Annotated in this window: 15 protein-coding genes and 3 pseudogenes; 6 read left to right on the top strand and 12 right to left on the bottom strand. The window is 56.4% G+C overall.

From position 1 onward, the window contains the following. Positions 1-568: 568 nt before the first annotated feature. On the top strand, positions 569-1,711 hold the full coding sequence (locus tag ACSQ83_RS21310; RefSeq protein ID WP_436229513.1) for an alpha/beta hydrolase: 1,143 nt from the start codon (positions 569-571) through the stop codon (positions 1,709-1,711). A 17-nt stretch (positions 1,712-1,728) separates the two neighbouring features. Here ACSQ83_RS21310 and ACSQ83_RS21305 read toward each other — a convergent pair whose 3' ends face one another. Further along, positions 1,729-2,646: a LysR family transcriptional regulator gene (locus tag ACSQ83_RS21305; RefSeq protein ID WP_436229512.1), complete on the bottom strand. Its 918-nt coding sequence runs from the start codon at positions 2,644-2,646 to the stop codon at positions 1,729-1,731. A gap of 138 nt (positions 2,647-2,784) precedes the next feature. On the opposite strand from ACSQ83_RS21305, the pseudogene ACSQ83_RS21300 reads away from it, so the two are divergent. Then, positions 2,785-3,878, top strand: a pseudogene (locus ACSQ83_RS21300) (tartrate dehydrogenase). A gap of 435 nt (positions 3,879-4,313) precedes the next feature. Here ACSQ83_RS21300 and ACSQ83_RS21295 read toward each other — a convergent pair. Next, positions 4,314-4,807 (bottom strand): annotated as a pseudogene (locus ACSQ83_RS21295) (MFS transporter); the annotation flags it as partial. Positions 4,808-5,115: 308 nt separating this feature from the next. On the opposite strand from ACSQ83_RS21295, the gene ACSQ83_RS21290 reads away from it, so the two are divergent. Continuing rightward, on the top strand, positions 5,116-6,042 hold the full coding sequence (locus ACSQ83_RS21290; protein ID WP_436229511.1) for a LysR substrate-binding domain-containing protein: 927 nt from the start codon (positions 5,116-5,118) through the stop codon (positions 6,040-6,042). A gap of 38 nt (positions 6,043-6,080) precedes the next feature. On the opposite strand, the gene ACSQ83_RS21285 is transcribed toward ACSQ83_RS21290, so the two are convergent. The 5 genes and pseudogenes from ACSQ83_RS21285 to ACSQ83_RS21265 form a co-directional block, all read right to left on the bottom strand. Then, entirely contained in the window at positions 6,081-6,899 is an 819-nt protein-coding gene (locus ACSQ83_RS21285; RefSeq protein ID WP_436229510.1) for an enoyl-CoA hydratase-related protein, read from the bottom strand. A 13-nt stretch (positions 6,900-6,912) separates the two neighbouring features. After that, positions 6,913-8,163, bottom strand: a complete 1,251-nt coding sequence (locus tag ACSQ83_RS21280) for a CaiB/BaiF CoA transferase family protein (protein ID WP_436229509.1) — start codon at positions 8,161-8,163, stop codon at positions 6,913-6,915. A 31-nt stretch (positions 8,164-8,194) separates the two neighbouring features. Continuing rightward, positions 8,195-9,565, bottom strand: coding sequence for an MFS transporter (locus ACSQ83_RS21275; RefSeq protein ID WP_436229508.1), 1,371 nt, complete (start codon positions 9,563-9,565; stop codon positions 8,195-8,197). Positions 9,566-9,804: 239 nt separating this feature from the next. Then, a complete protein-coding gene (locus ACSQ83_RS21270; RefSeq protein ID WP_436229507.1) occupies positions 9,805-10,023 on the bottom strand; it encodes an aldehyde dehydrogenase family protein in 219 nt (72 codons plus the stop codon). Between the two features lie 207 nt (positions 10,024-10,230). Further along, a pseudogene (locus tag ACSQ83_RS21265) lies at positions 10,231-10,581 on the bottom strand (DDE-type integrase/transposase/recombinase); the annotation flags it as partial. Positions 10,582-11,235: 654 nt separating this feature from the next. On the opposite strand from ACSQ83_RS21265, the gene ACSQ83_RS21260 reads away from it, so the two are divergent. Both ACSQ83_RS21260 and ACSQ83_RS21255 read left to right on the top strand, forming a co-directional pair. Then, a complete protein-coding gene (locus ACSQ83_RS21260) occupies positions 11,236-11,796 on the top strand; it encodes an aspartate/glutamate racemase family protein (protein ID WP_436229506.1) in 561 nt (186 codons plus the stop codon). A gap of 59 nt (positions 11,797-11,855) precedes the next feature. Beyond that, the gene (locus tag ACSQ83_RS21255; RefSeq protein WP_436229505.1) at positions 11,856-13,007 is read left to right on the top strand and encodes a LacI family DNA-binding transcriptional regulator; all 1,152 of its coding nucleotides are present in this window, start codon (positions 11,856-11,858) and stop codon (positions 13,005-13,007) included. 18 nt (positions 13,008-13,025) lie between these two features. Here ACSQ83_RS21255 and ACSQ83_RS21250 read toward each other — a convergent pair whose 3' ends face one another. Next, on the bottom strand, positions 13,026-13,730 hold the full coding sequence (locus ACSQ83_RS21250; protein WP_436229504.1) for a molybdate ABC transporter substrate-binding protein: 705 nt from the start codon (positions 13,728-13,730) through the stop codon (positions 13,026-13,028). A gap of 107 nt (positions 13,731-13,837) precedes the next feature. Beyond that, positions 13,838-15,046, bottom strand: coding sequence for an alpha-hydroxy acid oxidase (locus tag ACSQ83_RS21245; RefSeq protein ID WP_436229503.1), 1,209 nt, complete (start codon positions 15,044-15,046; stop codon positions 13,838-13,840). A gap of 163 nt (positions 15,047-15,209) precedes the next feature. Between ACSQ83_RS21245 and ACSQ83_RS21240 the strand changes: the two genes are divergently transcribed. After that, positions 15,210-16,292, top strand: a complete 1,083-nt coding sequence (locus tag ACSQ83_RS21240; RefSeq protein WP_436229502.1) for a lactonase family protein — start codon at positions 15,210-15,212, stop codon at positions 16,290-16,292. A 5-nt stretch (positions 16,293-16,297) separates the two neighbouring features. Here ACSQ83_RS21240 and ACSQ83_RS21235 read toward each other — a convergent pair whose 3' ends face one another. From ACSQ83_RS21235 to ACSQ83_RS21225, 3 genes are read right to left on the bottom strand one after another with little or no spacing between them, the layout of a single operon-like run. Next, a complete protein-coding gene (locus ACSQ83_RS21235) occupies positions 16,298-17,089 on the bottom strand; it encodes a hydroxypyruvate isomerase family protein (RefSeq protein WP_436229501.1) in 792 nt (263 codons plus the stop codon). An 18-nt stretch (positions 17,090-17,107) separates the two neighbouring features. Continuing rightward, positions 17,108-17,914 (bottom strand): NAD-dependent epimerase/dehydratase family protein, encoded by an 807-nt coding sequence (locus ACSQ83_RS21230; RefSeq protein ID WP_436229500.1) that lies wholly within the window; start codon positions 17,912-17,914, stop codon positions 17,108-17,110. A 45-nt stretch (positions 17,915-17,959) separates the two neighbouring features. After that, complete coding sequence (locus tag ACSQ83_RS21225) at positions 17,960-19,252, bottom strand: MFS transporter (RefSeq protein WP_436229499.1); 1,293 nt, start codon at positions 19,250-19,252, stop codon at positions 17,960-17,962. Between the last annotated feature and the right edge of the window lie 4 nt (positions 19,253-19,256).

Here is a 19,256-nt window from a genome sequence, read left to right as displayed (position 1 = left end):
CGGCCGGCTCGAATCAGAGACTTCGTAGAGGGACGCATAAGGGACAATCCCGATATGGTTGTATGACGCTTGTCACAGACTTGGTGAGGGCCGCGACCTAGGATGCGGCTGTACTAGAGCAAAACGAAATGAAACGAAGGCGTGATTTGGGCCGCGATATCGTGCGCAATGAAATCCGCACCACGGCCCAGCGCGTCTCGCCAATACGCGTCGCAGCCTACAAAGGATCTACAAGTTAAGCATTTTTCGCATTTAATTTTGTTCAATTTTTGAACAACAGATTGCAACCGGTTTTGTCAACCGCTAACAGAACTGATAGTCGTGTCCGCTCTTATTGCGATGATAAGGATACGCATGGTATTCGTCAGCCTCATGGAAAAATCGATCATCGCTCAATCTTGTCATTGGCTAATCCGTACCCTGTACCGTTCTGACGCTCCGACAAGGCACCGTTGCAATCCGGACTTTGATGGCTCGGCCTCGTGGATGAAAAAAATGTCGGCGCTTTGACGAAATTTCACCCAGCCGGCACGAGCGACGAGATGAGCGGTGATCAAGAAGTTCCGTGATGTCCGAGTTATCGGTCATCACTTATGGCGGCGCTCGGCAATCTTCACCGCGAGCATGGGAAATCAACTTGCAAAAAACGGATGAATCTAGAATGAATAGGACAAAGGCAATTCTATTAGCGGGCACGATTCTTACTGTTCAGCCAGGGTTCGCCGCCGACATCAGCGCTCCGCGACAGGTTCCTGCAAAGACCCTACCCGTTCCTACCGGCGGAGTCAGCCCCGGCATGCAGGCGTTCATTGCCGCTCCTTTGAACCCGGATTGGGACAAACTTTGGACGACCGGTGAGGACGCCAGAAAGTTTGCAGATGTTCAGGCGGCAAACGTCGTCAAGGGAATTCCAGGAATGCTTGAACGACTCCATGTGAAATCGGTATCGTCGACGATCAACGGCGTCAAGGTCTACACGTTGACGCCAGAGACAATTCCGCCGGAAAACCGCGACAAGGTGCTTATCCACGTTCACGGTGGTTGCTACGTGCTGTTCCCTGGCCAATCGGGGACAACGGAAGCCATCATGATGGCAGGATTTGGACATTACAAAGTTATTTCTGTCGACTACCGGATGCCTCCCGATGCCTATTTTCCTGCGGCATTAGACGATGCAGTAGCGGTCTACAAGGCAGTGTTGAAAGAAACCCCTGCGAAGAACGTAGCGTTTTTCGGCACGTCAGCTGGCGGCGCACTTACGCTCGAGATGGTTTTACGCGCGCGCGCCCAGGGGCTGCCAGTTCCGGGCGCCATTGCGCCGGGAACACCAATGTCTGACGTGACGAAAACGGGTGACAGCTTCTACACTAACGAAAAGGTCGATAACGTTCTCGTGTCGCGTGACGGCTTCTGCGACGCCGGAACCGTTATCTACGCGAAGGGGCACGACTTGAAAGATCCCCTGCTCTCGCCAGTCTACGGCGACATGCATGGGTTTCCCCCAGCGATTTTGACGACAGGAACGCGCGATCTCTTGTTGAGCAACACTGTGCGAGTTCATCGCGAGCTGCGCAGAGCTGGCGTCACCGCCGAACTTAACGTGTTCGAAGGGCAATCTCACGCACAATATCAATTCGACGACCGCGTTCCGGAAACTAAGGAAGCGTTCGAAGAGATAGCCGGATTCTTCGCCCAGCATCTCGGCCACTAACGCGGCCCACGCGATACCTACAAAGTATCGTCTTGCAACGCAAGTATCAGAAAGTTGATAAATGCCTTTACTCGCGCCGTGGTCTGCAAGTGCTGAGGAATGACCGCGTAGATATCGGCGCCGGGCGTGCGATATTCAGGCAGCACATGTATGAGTCGGCCGTCGCTCAGGTAATCGGCGATATCCCATTCCGCGCGCAGCAAAATGCCGTGCCCTTCGAGCGCCCATTTCACCGCGATCTCGCCATCGTTCGTTGTCAGATTGCCGCGCACGCGAACGCTTTCAGTCTTCTCTGAAGCACCGTGTCCGCCGATGAGTCGCCAGATTCCGTAGCCATCGTCGCCCTGACGTATGCCAATGCAATTGTGCTTCATCAAGTCGTCAGGCGTAAGCGGCAGCGCACGGTCCGCAAAGTACGTTGAAGCCGCGCACAACAGCCGCCGGTTTAGTGCAATTCGCCGGGCGATAACGCGCGCGTCTGGCGGCTCGCCAAAGCGCACACAGATGTCGAAAGCATTTTCGCTAAGCGGCGGCGGATCGACTGAAAGCTGCAGTTGCACATCGACTTCGGGATACATCTTTACGAACCGCGAAATTGCTGGCGCGATGTGACTACGGCCAAAACCTAGTGTTGCGTTGACACGCAAGAGACCGATGGGCGCTGAGGACGCACCACCAAGCAGTTGCGCAAGTTCGTCTATTTCACCAAGAATGCGCCGGGCCCGCTCGACGTAGATCTCCCCCTCGGGCGTTAGGCTCATGCGCCGCGTAGTGCGGCTTACCAGCGCGACGCCTGCACGCGCCTCCATTTGCGCTAGATGCTTACTCACGGCCGCGGTGGTAAGTCCCAATTCGCGCGCGGTTGCCGTCAGGCTGCCGCAACCCGCGAGTGTTGAAAAGAAACTTAGGTCTTCTGCCTGAATCGGAGATGTCATGTCTTTGCGGCTCATTCCGGCAATGCAAACAAAATCGATTCTTAACTCCAGGTTAAGAACGATTTAAGTCTAGCAGCGTTTGCCGCCTTCTTTTGCGCTTTAGGATGAGTTAGACATGCACTTAGCCGAGAAAACAGTATGAAGAATTATCGGATCGCGGCTATTCCCGGAGATGGAATCGGCAAGGAGGTCGTCCCAGCGGGGCAAGAATTGCTCGAAGCACTTGCAGCACGCTCGACAGCTTTCGGATTTCAGTTTGAGAACTTCGGTTGGGGCGGCGACTACTATCGTGCACACGGCGTGATGATGCCAAACGACGGTCTAGACGCACTTCGCGATAAGGACGCAATTCTTTTTGGTTCGGCCGGGGACCCGAATATACCCGACCATGTCACCCTCCGGGGGCTTCGCCTAAAAATTTGCCAAGGCTTCGATCAGTATGCGAATGTGCGTCCAACGCGCATTCTTGCGGGCATCGACGCCCCGCTAAAACGCTGCGGCCCAAATGACCTCGACTGGGCAATCGTAAGGGAAAACTCCGAGGGCGAATATGCAGGTATTGGCGGACGAGCGCATCAGGGACACCCGATCGAAGTGGCCACCGACGTTTCCATCATGACGCGTGTCGGCGTAGAGCGCATCCTGCGTTTTGCATTCCGACTTGCAGCGTCACGTCCTCGCAAAATGTTAACCGTCATCACCAAGAGCAATGCCCAACGTCACGCCATGGTGATGTGGGACGAAATCGCGCTGCAAATTTCGAGGAATTTCCTGACGTAAGCTGGGACAAGGAACTCGTCGATGCCGCCACCGCGCGCATGGTGAATTATCCCGCGACGCTAGATACCATCGTGGCCACCAATCTTCATGCCGACATATTGAGCGACCTCGCCGCGGCACTTGCCGGCAGTCTTGGCATCGCCCCGACGGCCAATCTGGATCCGGAACACCGCTATCCGTCGATGTTCGAGCCGATCCATGGTTCTGCGTTCGACATCATGGGGAAAGGCCTTGCTAATCCAATTGGAACCTTCTGGTCCATCGTGATAATGCTCGAACATCTTGGCGAAACGGAAGCGGCCCACACCGTGATGAACGCAATCGAAAGCGTCATGGCGGACCCTTCGCTGCATACCGGTGACCTCGGTGGCAAAGCCACGACACGGCAGGTTACCGATGCCATCTGTGCCCTGCTTGCATTGCATGGAACGAATGCGCCGCAGACAGGCTGAAGTTGCGGGCGCGCGGCTTCGCTCTAGCGCGCAATGACTGCGAGCCCCAAGTAAAATTGATGAGTCGAGAAAATGACAGCAACCGCGTGCATTCATAGACCTCACGACCGATCACGGTTTGCGGGGCAAAGTACAAGGAGACGCCCCATGTGGTTTGTCGGAAAAAGCGAATTGCTTTCGCTCATCGAATGTCACTGTCTCGATGAAGTGATGCCTGCGTTCAGCGAACATCGAAGCGTACAAAAGCACACGACGATTTACCGACCGGAGGATTCGAGCAATCACGTCTATTTGCTTAAAAGCGGAAGCGTCCGCCTCTTCAGGCGTAGACCAACATGTTTTCGTCAACACTCCGCGTATAAATCCGTCAACTCTAATCGGCCCCTCATTGCTGTACATGGATTCCGGTTTGACAGAATTCCGTTGAACGACGCATCCCCACGCGCTGAACTCGGTCTCGCCGAGCAGATAACGGGTGGGAAGTATCACGGCCAGTGAGAGCAGCAGGCCGAGTGCAGCAGTGGCCTGAATCCATGCGGTTTTGGCGCCCCGTTGCTTATTCGCAGTATGTTCGGCGACATACACAACCGCTCCGCCGTATTCTCCGCCAAGCGCAAGCCCTTGCAGCATGCGCATGCCGACAAACAGAATCGGCGCGCCGAGGCCAATTGTTCGGTAACTAGGCAGCAGGCCGATGACGAATGTCGCGATGCCCATCAAGGCGTTGTAATGAGAAAAGTGTATTTCAGGCCGAGAAGATCGCCGATGCGTCCGAACACCAGCGCGCCGAAAGGACGAACTGCGAAGCCGGCGGCAAAACTGAGCAAGGTGAAGATGAAGGCGGCAGCGGGGTTGACCCCGGAGAATATGCTCTTCGAAATCTGCACCGCGAGCGCGCCCGCGAGGAAGAAGTCATACCATTCGAACATGGTCCCAAGAGAGGATGCGAAGATAACGCGCTTCTGCACATTGGCGGTAATCCCGGCAAAGCGTCAGTGGGAAAGCTATCCAGTCCGATGCTCATCAATCTGTCTCCATCATGTCTATGGTGCCCTGCCGGTGCGCATACTCAATCAGCCAACAGACGATTGCCATGCACGACCTGGTCACTCTTGATATCAAGTGTAGGATCGCCGTCCATACAATAAAAATATGGAAAACGTATCGGGCGATCGCCTAAACTTATTGGCCGTCAGGCTGCGAACCCGGCCTTTTTCCCTTACAGAAGGAACCGTAGGTGGATTTCAAACAGCTCAGATGTTTTGCCCGTATTGCCGAACTAGGGAACATGACCCGGGCGTCGGAAGTACTGTGCATTGCGCAGCCCGCATTGAGTCAGCAGATCGCCAACCTCGAAGCAGAATTGAATACGCGCCTGTTCGATCGAAGCGCGCATGGCGTTCGGCCCACCTCCGCTGGCGAGGTCCTTTACCGGCACGCAAGATCGCTACTCAAGCAGTTCGAGGATGTCCGGGTTGCGATAACCCAGGAAGGCGACCGTCCGAACGGCCGCGTGTCCATCGGCATTCCCGGTAGCACGGGCAAGATCCTGCCGGTGCCGCTGCTGCGCGAGTTGATCGGCTTCGAAGGCATTCTGCTAGAAATCGTGGAACGTCCCAGCGCTGAGTTGATCGATCTGGTGGCGGCCGGCAAGCTCGACATCGCGATCACCGTCGACGCGCAACCACGGCGCGGCACCACCCTCACCCCGGTGGTGCTGGAGGAGTTGTACGTCGTATTGCCTTCAAAAGACAAACCGAAGAAATCGTCCTTGCGCTTGAAAGAGGTGGCAGCCCATCCGCTGATTCTGCCCAGTGCGCCGAGCACGATCCGGCAAAGGATCGAAGCCGCCTTACTGGACGAGCATCTAAAGTATCGGCTGGTGAGTGAAGTGAGTGCGACCGACATGCTCATTCGCCTCGTTGCAGCGGGCATTGGCTGGACGATTTTGCCGTGGACCGCGGTGGCCGACGAAATGAACGACGGCACCATATGCATCTCGCCCATCAGCGGCCGGTCGTTACAGCGTGGGTTGTCACTGTGTGTTTCGGACGCGTTCCCGTTGGGGCGCGCAGCGGAGGTGGTGCGCGACAGCGTGGTTAGAATACTTGACCGGCTGCTGGCATCCGGACAATGGATCGGCACTATTCCGATCGCACACTGATACCGATTTCACCGCGGTCCGTGAGATCGGCCCTTCAATTAATCCCCACGAAATTGCGGCTCTCGCTTCTCGGCGAACGCCACCCGGCCTTCCCGGTAGTCGTAGCTCTGCGCGGCTTCATCGAGCAACTGGTCGACCCTATCCTGTCGCAGCACGCCCATACCACCGGCCAAGTCATCGAGAATGGTCTTTGCCCCGCTGATAGTGAGCGGCGCGCAGCCCACCAGTTTTTGAGCGAATGCATAGGCATGGGCAAACACACCATCAGCAATTTCGTCGACGAAGCCGATCTGCAGCGCACGCGCCGCGTCGAACTTCTCGGCTGAAAAGAGAATACGCTTGGCGTTGGTTATGCCAACTAGGTTCAGCAGACGCCGGGTGCCACCCACGCCGTACACAATGGAAAGCCGCGCGGCCGGAATCGCAAAACTCGCTTCGGGCACCGCAAAACGGAAGTCGCACGACATCGCAACGTTACAGCCGCCGCCCATGCAAAACCCATTAATCGCCGCGACGGTGGGCTTGCTCACGGCGGCAATCGCGTTGCAGCAGCCTTCATACGCGTGCTCGTAATCAAGCGCTTGCGCCGCGTTCGCACGCGTCTCGCCAAACTCGGAAATATCAGCGCCGGCACAAAAGCTCGTTCCGCTGCCGGTCAGCACGATCGCGCGTACGTCGCGGCGCTGGTCCAACGATTCGAACGTCGCGCCCAAGCGTTTCCAGAGCGCGAAGGTCAACGCGTTGCGGCGCTTCTCGCGCTTGAGCATGACCGTGGCCACCCCGTCTTCGATTCGCAGTTCGATGGCGTCTTCCAGATGATCCGATGCGCTGTCGTTGGCGTTAGACATGGACTGCATGGGTGATTCCCCTTCAGGCGCACTGCATGGTGTTCGAGACTGTAACTGGGCTCTGATGAGCCGCTCCGGAAGCAAGCAGCACATCGATTTCGCCGCCCTCGAAGCCGAACTCCCGAAGCACTTCCGCTGTATTTTCACCAACGCGCGGCGCGGGACGTTCCGCGATATACGAGGTGCCGCCCAACAGCACCGGCGTACCGAGCGCCCGCATGGTTCCGCCGTCGGGCGAAGGAACGTCGACCACCATCCGTACACTGCGGGTCTGCTCGTGATCGAGCGCCTCGCCTGCCGTTTGCACCGGCCCGCAGGGCACCTGCCCCGCGTCGAAACGCGCCATCCACGCAGCGCGTGTATCGTCGGCGAGGATTGCATTGATCAGCTTTTCCAGTTCGAGACGATTTGCGAGCCGGATATCGGGCGTGTTGAAGCGCGGGTCGTCGACCCATTCCGCGTGGCCCAGTATCTGCGCCACGCGCACCCAGTTCGCTTCGTTCGCCCCGCCGATCGCGAGACCGCCGTCGCTGCACTTATAGACCTGATAAGGCGCGATCAGGGGGTGCGCCGTACCTGCCGGCTTGGGCACGATGCCACGCGAAAAATAAGCCGCCGCGTACCAATACATCTGTTGCATCGAGGCTTGCAGAAGCGAGGTATCGACACGCTGCCCCTGCCCCGTGCGCAAACGCTGAATATAGGCTGCCAGTGAACCGAACGCGGCGAGAATGCCGGCGTTCACGTCCGCGATCGACACACCGGGCTTCACCGGCTCGCCGCCCTCTTCGCCCGTCACGCTGATCAGCCCGCTGAACGCTTGAAGGATTAGATCGAAGCCGCCGCTCGAGGCCAACGGCCCGATTCGTCCATAACCGGTAATCGAGCAGTAAACCAGCGCCGGGTTGATTTCGTGCAAGGCTTCATAGCTCAGCCCGAGACGCTCCATCACACCCATGCGGAAATTCTCGGTGAGAATGTCGCTCTGCGCGACCAGTCGCAACAGCGCGGCTCGCCCTTCGGGACGCTTGACGTCCAGCGCAATCGATCGCTTGCCCCGATTCAGGATCATGAACGACGGCGGCAACCCGCTATCTCCCTCGCGCCGGTAGCGGCGCGCGTCGTCGCCTTGCGGAAAACGCTCCACCTTGATCACGTCCGCGCCCAGATCGGCCAGCATCAATCCGCATGTCGGGCCCGCCATGATCTGCGACAACTCGAGAACCTTGACACCAGCCAGCGGCTGGGTCAGTGCATTATTTGTTTGCGTCATAAGAAGATTTCCTTGAATGCGACGTCTGTTATTAGTCACGGGCGTTGAATGCGACTGCTGCGGGCGCTTCGGCGTCCGCCGGAACAAGCCGGCCTGATCGATGGCTGGCCGGCACGATCTTTAGCAAGATCAAACCGCCCGCGCACAGAACGACAGCGAGAAGATACAAGCCGGAGGTCAACGACCCCGTCATCTGCTTCATCAAACCCATCGTGTAGGGCGCGACGATTCCAGACGTCACACCGAGGCTATTGATAAAGGCCAGGCCGCCCGCCACCAGCGAAGGCGCAATCGCCGCGCTCGGCATCGACCAGAACACCGGCAGCGTCGCCGACACGCCGATCGCCCCGATACTCAGGAAAAACAGCGAGACGCCCATGTGCATGCCGGGCATGGCGGACAACGCGAGTCCCAACGCACCGAGAATCGCGGTAACCGCGAAGTGAAGACGGCGTTCACCGGTTCGGTCCGAATGACGCGCGATCAGAATGGTCGCAATGGCGGCGCTGCCCCACGGAATAACCGAGTAGAGGCCGATATGCAGCGGGTTCACCACCCCATAGCTTTTGATGATGCTGGGAACCCAGAAATTGAGCGCGTAGATGCCACAGGTGGCGCAGAAGAAAACCAGCCCGAATAGATATACCTTGGGCTCGCGCAGCAACGACCCCGCTGTTTGTCCGCCGAGCGTCATGCCGCTGCGAGTGCGATCGCTTTGGAGGCAGGCGCCCAACGTCGCGATCTCAGTGCTGGAGAGCCAGTGCGCCGTGTCGACACAATCGCTCAAGCGAATCGCGCACAGTACGGCCATCATCACGCTTGGCATGCCTTCGAGCAGAAAAAGCCATTGCCAGCCGGCCAGTCCATGCGCGCCGTCGAAGGCCGTCAGGATCCAGCCGGACAAGGGCCCGACAATCACACCTGCAATCACGATACCGGAGGCAAAAATAGCGATCGCCTTGCTGCGATGCGACTGCGGCAACCAGCTGCTCAAGAAATAGATGACGCCCGGATAGAAACCCGCTTCGAGCGCTCCGAGCAACAAACGCGCGGCGTAGAACTCACCGGGTGTTCTCACGAACAGCATCGCGGGCGAACACAGTCCCCATCCGGCCATGATCGTGCAGAACACACGCCTCGCACCGAGTCGATTGAGCAGAAAGCTGGCGGGTATTTCGAACAGCACGTAGGTGACGAAGAACAGGCTCGCGCCGAGTCCATAAGTCGTATCGGAGAATTTCAGACTCTCGTGTAGCTGCAATTGCGCGAACGAGATGTTGAAGCGGTCCATCGAGCAGAATAGATAGCTCAGGAACAGAACGGGTGTCAGGCGGCGCACCACCTTGTTGCACACAGCCTCCTCCGCAGCGCGCAGCATACTGTCAGTCAAAGGCAAGCTCATCAGCGTCTCCTGATTTATTGTTGTATCGCGGGTCGCGACGTTACCGCAGCACCAGCCAGTCAAACCAGTATAAAAATCCACGCCAATAAGAAAAAATATGAAATTCAAATCGGCCGATAAGCATTTCATATGGGCGACGGCTGCCGCGCGCCGCAGTAAGCGACAGCGATAGCCGCGTGCTCAGTTACCGGCAGCGTCGTCGATTCGCGGAGTGTCGCGCACGACACCCTGCGGCAACATCAACACGGGCGCACCACCGACTGGCTGCGCCAATAATCGAGCAGCGGTCCCGGACTGTTGATGCCGGCGCGGCTCTTGTTCACACCGCCGTGCGGAAACAGGTTGTGCGCGTTGATCCCAGTTATTGCTGCCACCATGACTTCCGTGACCCGCGAGGCGCGCTTCAGGTCGCAGCTCCACACGCTGTTGGCTAGGCCGTAGTCGGTTGCATTCGCCATCTCGACCGCCTGTGTTCGTCGCTGAACTGCGTGAGATACGGGACGGGTCCGAAATCTTCTCCCACGCGGCGACATTCGACAGTTAGCCAGCCGCCGATGTCGGCTTGACATAGAAGCCCGCGCGCCCGGGTACGTCCAGCGGACCGCCCGGGAGGGCTTGTCGACTTGTCAAGGACTGAGGCGAGAAGACTGCAGGAAAAGCGTCCCTCAGAACGCGCAGGACGGATTTTGCGTAACTTCGGTGAGTTCACGCCAGTCAACGAATCGCGCCGCAAGCTGTTTGCGATGGAGTGTTGCGCGCAGCAAATGCCGCTTTGGTGCGAAGTGCCTCCGGATCGGCCCGAAGTAAGAGAGAAACTTCTGTGTGTGTTCCGGGTAGCGAAAGCCGCGCATGCGACGCTCGCGATCTATCGTTGGTTGGTGGCTGTTCTCTGCGCGGTTGTTTAGACGGGCTGCCGCTTCGACGAACACGTGCTTCACGTTCGCAAGTTCCGAGATCTCCACCTTCGCCGCCAGATAGCCACGCAATCGATCGGTGACGATCTTGCGCGGCGCCAGGGTGGAGAAAACTATTAAGCGTGTTCCTATAAGGAATTGAAAAAATGTTCCAAACTTGGTCGAAACCGCGGTCAGACGTTACTTAATAAGGTTCTCTTTTGTTCTCGTTTCATATCATATTGAAGCGTAACGCAATTCGTGTGACAACCAGATAACTTGCCCTTTTGGGGGAAGGCTGTCAACGTTCAATTAAAAGATGCTCACAAACCAGGAAACTTCTCTTGGATAACACCAGAGAACCCCGCGTTGTAAAACGATCCACAACCGTCTGCGGTATCCACGAAATGCGTCATCTATCGGCGAGCGCTGATGCCCACCGAGTAGGCCGTCTATCGATGGATCGGGTTGCGAGCAAAGCTATCTCGCCTACCCCCCCCCGCTTCGTCCTCCCAGGTCGAATTTGCTGGTGCTAAGGGTTTCTAACAAAAAAGCAGGCGGTTGCTCTACGAGTTAGCATCGTAAGGCCGTCCATACCGATTGACCGAAGACAAAGTCGGCGAGATAATGAAAGCGGTTACAATTTAATCACCCTAAGAGACTGTCATGCCGCGGATTGTTCTTCTTCATGCGACGCCAGTCGCGATGCAGCCCATTCACACAGCCTTCTCCGCTGGATGGAGTGAAGCTGAGACGGTAAATTTGTTGGATGATGGGTTGAGCCTCGATCGAGCGCGTGAAGCACAACTCTCCCAGGCCATGATCGACCGCTTCGTTCGATTTGGACAATATGGGCGGGACATGAACGCCGATGGCATTCTGATTACGTGCTCCGCCTTCGGCCCAGCAATCGACAAGTTGGAGGCAAGCGTCGACATTCCGATTCTCAGGCCGAACGAGGCAATGTTTCATGCGGCTGTCGCGCGGGGTAGCAAGATCGGCATGCTGGCGACGTTCGCGCCGGCAATCGCTACGATGACCGACGAATTCGACGACTACATCCGCTCAAGCGGGAAACACGCGACGTTACGCACCATTCTGGTAGAGCATGCAATTGATCTGCTTAAGAAGGGCGACGCCGAATCGCATAACAGGCTTGTAGCTGCCCGGGCGCCCGAATTGTCCGATTGCGATGCAATCTTGCTCGCGCATTTCTCAACATCGCGCGCTGTGGACGCTGTGCGTGCTGTAACGCCAGTCCCGGTACTGACCGCGCCCGACGCAGCAGTCGCCCGGATGCGGGAGCTGGTCGAACAAGCTGCCACAGCTCACGTCTGAAACTGCGATCGGCCACCAAAAAACGCGATAGCAGGGGTTTTATTGGATAATGCTGCTCTATGAGCAAACGTCTAAAATCGCCCGAAAAAATCAATGCTACGACCTCCTCTGTCGGGGAAAATCTCACTGTGCCGGCGAAGGAATCGAGCGCGTCTGAATCGCCGGAATTGACGCGAATAAGCCTTATGGACGTAGCCAAGCGCGCGCGCGTCTCGACAGCAACGGTCTCTCGGGTTTTGAACAATCCTGAATCTGTTCGGGAAAACAAACGCGAAGCAGTCAAGAGGGCTTGTGAAGAACTTGGCTATGTTGTCAATGGCGCTGCTCGCGCGTTGTCTTCGAAACGCAGCAATACCATTGGTGCGGTTGTTCCGACATTGGATACGCAAACTTTCTCGCGCTCCCTTGACGCGTTTCAACGACGGCTGAAAGAAGCCGGTTATACCCTTTTGCTATCCAGTTCCGGGTTCGATTCTACAGTTGAACTTGATGCGGTCACGACGCTCTTGGAGCACGGCATTGACGCCCTGATGATTGTCGGTCATACCCACGATCCTCGAATGTGGGAGCGCATCGATCGTCAGCGTGTGCCCTGCGTGCAAATACTCACATTGGATACGCGACATCCGAGCATAGGCTATGACAATGTTGCGGTCGGACACTTGATTGCAGACCATCTAGTGCAGCTAGGTCACAATCAACTGGGCGTGATCGTGGGAACGCCGCCGACCAATGACCGAGTTTCAAATCGGATTGTGGGAATCCGCAAGCGCCTGGCCGGCAGCGGCTTGACGCTCCCACCTTCGCGTGTAATTGGCGACGCATTTACGCTTGCCGACGGTTGCCAGGCAGCATTGCGGCTACTGAACGCCCAGGGCGGTGGTCCCACGGCAATCATCTGTGGCAACGATCAACTGGCATTCGGTGTATTGATGGCCGCCGCTTCGAAAGGACTCCGCGTTCCTGAAGATCTCTCCGTTATTGGATTCAATAACTATGACTTCGCAGCAAGCCTTTCACCGCCTTTGACAACGGTGAACGTCAATCTGATACAGCTTGGACAACAATCCGCGGATTACCTGCTAAGTCAGCTGCAGCAAGGGCGGCCATCAGCATCGACGGCACGCATTGAGACCGCATTGATCGTGCGAAGCAGTACCGGCCCCGCGCCCAAGGTCGCGGGCCGCTGGCGAGCAAAACAAGCAGACTGAGGGTCGGAACCGCTCCGTTCAAATCGGCTCAAGGCCGAATCGGCTGTACGACGCGCGTGACGTGTCGCTGCTCAAATGCTGAATGAATTCTCGCGCGGCTTTCGAATGCGAGGAATCGGCAAAAGCGCCGACCGCGAATGACGTGGTTTTTTGCACCTCGGGAGGAAGCGCTCCTACCAGTTTGACGCCCTTAACTGAAAGCAATTCGCTGATCTGTTGCACTGCGATTTCGGCTTCACCGGTTATCAGCTTTTCTGCGGTGAAGCCTTCAGGGATGGTTGTCGCTCGCTCATTGATTTCGTCCCCAATGCCGAGAGCTTCGATCATCTTCATGAAGTAGATGCCACTGGCGCCGCCAAGCGAATAAGCCACAGAACGCGCCGAAACCAAGGATTTGCTCAATGCGGCAACAGTGCTGATGTCGGGGGACGCGGTGTCAGGCATGACCGCGATCCCAATGTTGGAGCGCAAAAGATCAACCCGCGTGCTCTTGTCGACAATTCCTTTGGCAACAAACTCGTCCATCGCCTCTATTGTCAGAAGCAGGACATCGGCTCGAACACCGGCGTTGATGTTACTAACAATGACGGTGGTCGGATTCCAGTCAACACGCACGCTGCCGCCATGCGCCTCGTATTCAGGAATGACCTCCGCACTAAACGGAGAATGTACGACCAACGCGCTCAGCAGATGTAGCGTTGGCGACAAAGAACCACTATTCATAAATTAACCTTTCCAAGTGAGGGACTTGCAACACCCGAATCAAGCCGTATCGTCCGGGCCACACGATGCGCATAACTTCCGCGCACCATGCGCAGGAGCTATTCTCTCTAAACCATGCGTCGCAAAAGCGCTGAACTCAGTTCGTGCAGTTGACGCACGCCGAGAAAAGCCATGTCCCTGTCGATTTCGTCTTTCATCAGATTCACGGCGTGCAGCACACCCGCTTCGCCTCCCAATACAGCGGCATAAACAAACGGCCGACCGATAAAGACAAAATCCGCACCGAGCGCCATGGCTTTCATGACATCGGTGCCACGGCGAATACCGCTGTCGATCATGACCTTCATGCCCCCTTTGAACGACACCACTTCTTCCAGGGTGTCCAAAGGCGGGACCACGTAGTCGAGTTGCCGTCCACCGTGATTCGACAAAATAACCCCGTCAGCGCCACAGGATTGCGCGATACGCACGTCAGCGGGCGTGACCAGACCCTTCACAACCAGGTTTCCTTTCCAGCGCTTCCGGATTGCCTCCAGATGGTGCCAGGCGAGTTCATCGCGCTTTGACGTATTACGTACCTGACGCGACATCATGGGCGGTCCGCGTTCCGCATCGGTGTTCTCAAAATGAGGTGCTCCATGTTTGATGAATGTTCGCGCAACCGTGCCAAAGAACCATCGAGGATGTGTCGCGCTTTGCCACATTACCTTCGTCGACATCTTGATTGGCATGCTGAAACCGCTGCGAACGTTGTGTTCGCGATTGCCAAGCATCGGGGTGTCTCCTGTTACCACTAGCGTCTGGTAGCCGGCATCCGCGACCCGGTCGATCAGACGATCGATGCGAGGCTGATCGCCCGCAAGATAGGCCTGAAACCAGGCGTTCTTGTTCTCAGTAATGATGTCTTCAAGACTTATTAGCGATGATGCGCTCAGGATCATTGGAATGTTCGCCTGCCTTGCTGCAGCCGCGTAACGAAGGTCGCCGCGATAAGCGATGAATGCCGAACCTCCGAGTGGTGGGATGCCGAAAGGATGCGCGTACTGATGACCAAACAGAGTCACTGTCTGGTCCCGCCCCGCTACATCGACAAACATGCGCGGCAGGAAAGAATATTGTGTGTAAGCATTGCGTGCCGTCTGGACCGCGGCCTCCGTTTCAACTCCACCTGCAACGTACTGGTAGATCATCGGCGGAAGAACGCGCCTTGCGTGTCGATCAAAGTCATCAAGTGCCAACAGATCGCGAAACGACCGTGGCACCTGAGTAGTCGCTTTGGTTAGATCACGGAAGGATTGGTCCGCCTTTTCAGGCATGCTGCTCTCAACCGTAGGACTCGTCATAATTACTTCTCTCATCGACAGGTAAGCACTATCAGCAGAATCGTTTCATCGCTTATTATTGTAAGCGGTTACATTCAATCATAGTAATATCGCGTTGGGCTGAGGTCAAATGCAATAGTTGAATCGGGCGGTGAACATGTCATCAACGTTTATTTATGTTTCGAGTGCCGCAGACGGGGACATCTGCACCTACACATTGAACCGAGAGGTCGGTAAGCTCGTCGCCGGCGCGCGAGTACCTGCCGGTCCCCTCGTTATGCCGCTTGCTGCCAGCCCGGATGGGCGTTTCCTTTACGCCGCCACACGTGCCCTACCTTATCGTCTTTATAACTATCGGATTCGACCCGACTCCGGTGAACTGCAACTCAATGGCGTCACCGCTCTGCCCGAAAGCATGGTCAACATAATGGTTGATTTGACCGGGGAATGGTTGCTGGCGGCGTCCTATGGCAGCGACTCACTGAGTGTTTATCGTATTGACCATGGTGGACGCACGGCACCTGAGGCATCGCATTTCGCCAAAAGCGGGGCTAGCAAGCCGCATGCAATTCACGTCGATCCCAGCAATGTCCGGGTCTACGTCCCGCATCTAGGCAGCGATGAAATCCACGCTTATCGTTTCGACCCGCTCCTGGGTCATCTCACACCATTACCCCCCGATCGATTATCGGTTCGGGCTGGTACCGGACCCCGGCATCTCGTGCGGTCCCGTGACAGCCAGTACCTTTACGTCTTAAGTGAGCTTCTCGGGACTGTCGAGGTTTTTTCCCGTGATACCTCGAGTGGCCAGTTCATACACTTGCAAACAGCGCAGTCATTACCCGACGATTCCCCTTTGGTGCCAGGGGCACCCCGGGCGCCCTCGGGGACAACTGAGACCGCGGCATTTGATCTCTCTCAGGCGATCTTCTGTGCCGATATCCAGATCACTCCTGACGGCCGGTTTCTGTACACCTCCGAGCGCACGCGAAGTACCCTAAGTTGTTTCGCAATCGATCAGGCGATCGGCACGCTGCGGCGCATCGATCATTTGACGACAGAAACACATCCTCGAAGTTTTGCCATCGATTCGTCGGGACAATTCTTGATCGTCGCGGGTCAGCACTCACCAACGATATCGCTTTACAGCCTCGACAAAAACACTGGCGCTTTAATTCTGATGGATCGCGCCGATGTGGGACGCGACGCTAACTGGGTGACCGCCGTTACAACAGCGTAAGCCTTTCAGTCCAGCATGGCGCGCCAGGACAGGCCCAGTTCCGTTCCCTTTAGAGGCCGGTATTCACATCCGATCCAACCGGCATAACCTGAGTTGAGGATGTGATCGAAGATGAAGTCGTAGCGTAGCTCACCGGTACCCGGTTCTGAGCGCAAAGGGACGTCGGCGACCTGAACGTGCGCAATCCGCGGCAAAAGTTTGTCGAAGCGGCGGGTCACATCGCCTTGGGTCACCTGACAATGATAGACATCGAAAAGCAGGCGAACGTGCGGCGAACCCACTTCCTCGATGACTTGCAAGCCGTCCTCCAAAGTGCCCAGGAAAAAATCAGGCACATCCCGGCGGTTGACGGCCTCGAGCAGAAGCGTCACGCCTGCGGATTCAGCGAGTTGCGCGGCCCACGCCACATTTTCAAGGTAAGTAGCGCAAGCAGTGTCCATGGCAACACCCGGCGGCCGTATGCCGGCCATCAGGTGGATAAGCTTTGCGCCAAGGGCGTTCGCATATTGAATCGCATTTTCGGTCTGCTCGCGAAATAGTGGCAGTTTGTCGGGATGGCAGGCAATCCCGTTGGAGCCCAGGGTATCCGGTATTGAAGGCGTATTGATAAGGACGGCTTGCAGGCCGGAATCCTCCAGGCGCCCTAACAGTTCATGCTCGGAAAAATCATAAGGTGACGCTATTTCTACAGCGGTGAAACCCGCCTTTGCGGCGGCCGCGAATCGATCGAGGAAAGGCAATTCGGTAAAGAGCCACTTTAGGTTGGCGCTCAAGCGTAAGCGATGCGGGGTCGTCATAGATTTCTTTCAAGGCAATTAGTCAATGCGCCGCGGATCGCCATCAAACTCCACCAAGCATCCGAAGCCCCCATGATAAAGCGCTTCGAGCGAGTCCTCACTATGGCCTGTCGCCGCAATCTCCGCAGCATACGTTTCCGCATCATCCTCGGGTTTGTAGCCAAGCCAGCGGGCGTTGGCATTGTCCCAACGATTGCGTGCGTTATTCGAAACACCATAGACCACGACAAAGTGGTAGTCAGGATGATCGATACACCGTTTCGTTAGCTGGACTGTATCGCGATGACTAATCCATGTGAACAGATGCCGTGGCGCCGTCGGAATGTCGTCGGGACGAAACGATCCAATTCGCATGCACGCGACCGACATCCCATGCTTATCCGCATACATTCGTCCGAGTGCTTCGCCAAAGACCTTCGACACGCCGTACCGGCTGTCCGGCCTCGGCGCGACCCTATTGTCAATCATTCGATCGCGTCGATGAAATCCCACCGCGTGATTAGAACTAGCAAACACGACTCGCCTCACGCCCGCTTGACGCGCTGCCTCGAAAACGTTGTAGCACCCATCAATGTTCAAGTCGCGCACTGCTTCCCATGCACCTTCATCCGGAATGCCTGCAAGGTGAACCACTACATCAATGCCTTGCATTATTGGCAGCAGATCCGCGAGTTTTGTGATGTCGGCGGTGACGACCTCTTCGCCTTCGCCGGCCGGCGCTTGCGGCGCAATGTCAGCAAGGCGGAGCTCGTACTGATCGCGCAAACCAGCGCGCAAAACCTTTCCAATATGTCCCGCTGCACCGGTGATCAACAGCTTCGTCATTCGTTAACTCCGTTAAAGATCCATGCTTTCATTCTATGGTCAGCTTCACTTCGACACCGGGGTTGTCAGCGGCGCAATGAAAGATGGCCGGCTGTGGATGAATAGCACCATTGCCAATACGCCAGCAAAATCTATCAGCGCGCCGAACAAGAAGGCACTGTGATATCCGCCAAAGTATTGAATAAGAAAACCCGTCAATGCGGGTCCAATGATCCCTGAAAGATTGCTGAGCAAATGAATGAAGCCGCCGACGCCCCCTTGCCGATGCAAAGGCAGGATTTCATGCTGGATTGCCCAGATGGATTGACATGAACCGGTGAGGAACAGCAGAGCCGCCGCGATCAGTGCGACTGCCATCGCCAAAGAATCCGCCGATGTAATACACAATACTGCAACGCCGGACAAGGCGAGCGGAATGGTCGCAACGATCTTGCGTGCCTTCACCGGGTCATCCATTCGCTTGTAGATGAAGTCCCCAAGCAACCCGCCGCCAAAGTAGCCGAGCGCGCCGCAAATCCAGGGGATTGACGTGATAACGCTCATCGACTTGAGATCGAGATGCCTGACGTTTGTCAGGTAGCTGGGTAACCACGAAATGAACACGTACTGTGTGTAGTTCACGGCGAACAGTCCTGCACCGAGTGCAAGCGTGCTTGGCCGACGCAGATACGATCCGAGGGTCATGCCGTCATCTTCAACGTTGCGCGCCTCGGAAATAGCGCGGCTGTCATCAATCATTTTCGCTTCATCCGCGCTCACACGCTGATTCTCGGCAGGTTTGTTGGTTGCCAGGAGGCGCCAGACCAGCAGCCAGATAAAACCCAACGCGGCAATAACAATGAAGGAGGTGCGCCAGCCAAAACTTACCGCAACGAGACCAACTATTGGTCCTGCAATTGCGTTACCAATGGTCTGGCCGGAAAATGTGAAACCGATCATCGACGCGGTTTCATGACGTGGAAACCAGTTCGAAATCGTGCGGTTGGTGTTCGAACTCATTGGCCCTTCGCCAATTCCGAAACCAATACGACACAAGAGCAGCGACATGAAACCCGTGGCGGCCGCAGTCAATCCACAAAACAGAGACCAAAAACCCATGGCCCAAGTAAAGACGGTCAACGTTCCCCATTTGTCGGCGAAGTAACCGCCAAGAAAGGAAAAGATCGAATATCCAATGAAAAAGCTACTAAAGATGAGGCCGAGCTCGGAGGGCGAAAGATCCAATGTTTTGACAATGATCGGCGCGACAATGCCCAGCGCCGCTCGATCCATGTAGTTGATTGCGCCAGCCGCAAAAAGCAGCCCTGCAACAACATATCGATACTTTCCGTATTTCATGACT

This window comes from Caballeronia sp. LjRoot29, from assembly GCF_964252755.1.
Taxonomy (GTDB): Bacteria; Pseudomonadota; Gammaproteobacteria; order Burkholderiales; family Burkholderiaceae; genus Caballeronia.
Note: the sequence above shows the minus strand (reverse complement) of the source record. Positions and strands in the feature narration are given on the sequence as shown.